The sequence below is a fragment of the Mesorhizobium sp. M0663 genome (assembly GCF_040320585.1).
Taxonomy (GTDB): domain Bacteria; phylum Pseudomonadota; class Alphaproteobacteria; order Rhizobiales; family Rhizobiaceae; genus Mesorhizobium.
The window spans coordinates 1-2269 of sequence record NZ_JAMYPX010000089.1; the positions used below are offsets into that span (position 1 = coordinate 1).

General features: G+C 62.8%; 3 protein-coding genes. 1 reads left to right on the forward strand and 2 read right to left on the reverse strand.

The features are described 5' to 3' along the window. The coding region (locus tag NKI54_RS36150) for a dihydrodipicolinate synthase family protein (RefSeq protein WP_352694616.1) at positions 1-451 on the reverse strand (451 nt) is incomplete at its 3' end. Between the two features lie 52 nt (positions 452-503). Next, on the reverse strand, positions 504-1736 hold the full coding sequence (locus NKI54_RS36155; protein ID WP_352694618.1) for a trans-sulfuration enzyme family protein: 1233 nt from the start codon (positions 1734-1736) through the stop codon (positions 504-506). 73 nt (positions 1737-1809) lie between these two features. Between NKI54_RS36155 and NKI54_RS36160 the strand changes: the two genes are divergently transcribed. After that, positions 1810-2269: GntR family transcriptional regulator (locus NKI54_RS36160; protein WP_352694619.1), on the forward strand; the 460-nt coding region annotated here is incomplete at its 3' end.

Genomic DNA, 2269 nt, shown 5'->3' on the forward strand with positions numbered 1-2269 from the left:
TGACGAGTGCTGGGGTGAAATGGAAATGCGTCGTTCCTGGATTGTCGTAGATGACGATCGGAAGGCCACTTTCGCGCGCCACCGTCCAGAAATGTTCGAACACCTCGTCATCAGTGAGCGCGGTGTAAGAGGCGGCCGCAAGCAGCCCCGCGGCAGCCCCCAGGGCCTTAGCGTCCTGCGCGAACCTCACTGCTTCGTCGGTGCGCAGCGCGCCCACACCCACCAGGAGCGGCATTCGCCCGGCGATTTCGTCCAAGGTCTCGGCGAGCGTCCGTCGCCGTTCCTCGCGCGACAGATACATATAGGTGCCGGTGCTGCCGAGAAGACCGATGGAGTCGACCTGAGCGGCGCCAAGCCGAGCAATCAGCCTGCGCAGAGCAACGGTATCGACGCGGCCGTCACGATCGGCGGGCGTGATCGGAAACGCGGAAAGACCGCTCAGGAATGCCATGGCAAGGCTCCAGGTTTGTGCGTGAGCGCAGGACTGGCCGGACGACAGGTCATCACAAGGCGTCCAGAGCCCGCCGCAGGTCGGCGATTAGGTCATCGACGTCTTCAAGACCCACCGAGAGACGCATGAGGTCCTCGCCGACTCCATCGGCCAGATGCGCATCCTTGCGGATCGGCTGACGAGCACGGGTCAGGCTTGCCGGATGATAGATGAGGCTGTCGGCATCGCCGAGGCTGACAGCCCGGGTGATCAGGTTGAGCCGGTCCATCATCCGCCGCGCGCCCTCGAATCCGGCGTGGAGGCCAAAGGCCAACATGCCCGACCCTTGGGACATCTGCTTTCGCGCCGTCACCTGATCAGGGTGCGAGTCGAGGAAGGGATAACTCACCCATGCCACCGCCGGGTGCGCCTCGAGCGCCTGAGCCACCGCAAGGGCCGTGGCGCTGTGCCGTTCCATGCGCAGCGTGAGCGTCTTCAGACCGCGCAGGATCAGGAAGGCTGACATGGGCGAGAGCGCTGCGCCGGTGATATAGCGCAGGCCCGTATCGTGCAGCGTGCGGAGCGTTTGCGCGTCGCCGAGAATCGCCCCACCAAGGGCATCGCCGTGCCCATTGATGTATTTGGTCAGCGAGTGGAGCACGAGGTCTGCCCCATGTTCGAGCGGCCGCTGGAGCGCGGGGGAGGCGAAGGTGCTGTCGACTGCAACCTTTACACCGCGCGCGTGGGCGCGCTCGGCAATGGCAGCGATGTCGAGGATGCGGCTCAGCGGATTCACCGGCGTCTCGAAGAAAACAAGCCGGGTCCGCTCGGTGATCGCGGCATCGAGATTGTGAGGATCGGACAGGTCGACCGCGACGACCTTGATGCCGAAGCGGGGGACCGCCTGTTCGACCATGGCAAGCGTGTTCGCATAAAGCGTCCTGTGGACGATGAGTTCATCGCCTTGGGACAGGAGCGACAGGATCAGCGTCCCGAAAGCCGCCATCCCCGAGGCAACGACCAGACCTGCCTCGGCTCCTTCCAGATTGGCGAGCCGTTGCTCGAGGATCTCCGTCGTCGGATTGAATTCGCGCGCATAGAGCCTTCCGCCAAGCGCGGCGGCGGCCTCGTTCGCTGCCACGCTTTCGAATCCATAGGTCGAGGTCAAGAAGACTGGCGGCTGAACGGCATTGGAAAAGCCGGCGGGATCGTAGCCATGATGGATCGCCCGAGTGGCGAATCCGGGACCGGTGTCGTGGAGCGACCGCGTGAGAGCATCGGTTTCGGATTGATAGGAACGGGTCATTCGGCCTCTAGATCTTTCTTGGGTTTCCGAAAGATTGACGGCAAACTGGCCAATGTGAAATATCCAGTTAGCAATGAATGAAATGGTCCAGTCTTCAAGTGCCGGTTCTGCAGGTCGCTCGCACGCGATGGGTGCACGCCAGATCTACGAGGCTCTTCGCGAGCAAATCCTCGGCGGCGTCTATGAAACCGGTAGTCAGCTGCCGTCCTCCCGCGGCCTGGCAAATGACCTTGGGGTTTCGCGAACGACGGTGACGGTCGCCTATGACCAACTGACCGCGGAAGGTTTCATCGACGTCCGTCAAGGCGCACGACCCCGCGTTGCATCTTCGTTGATCGGTCCTGAGACAAGCCGCACTGTCGCGAAACGAGTCGGCTCGGTTCTTCTGTCCGCCTATGGCGAACGACTGCGCGTCACGCCGCCCTGGCCGGATTATCTGCCGACTGGGCTGAAGGTCGATTTCCGCTATGGCGACCTGGCGTCGTCAGACTTCCCCGCATTGGTCTGGAAACGTGCGATGAACGAGGCGATGG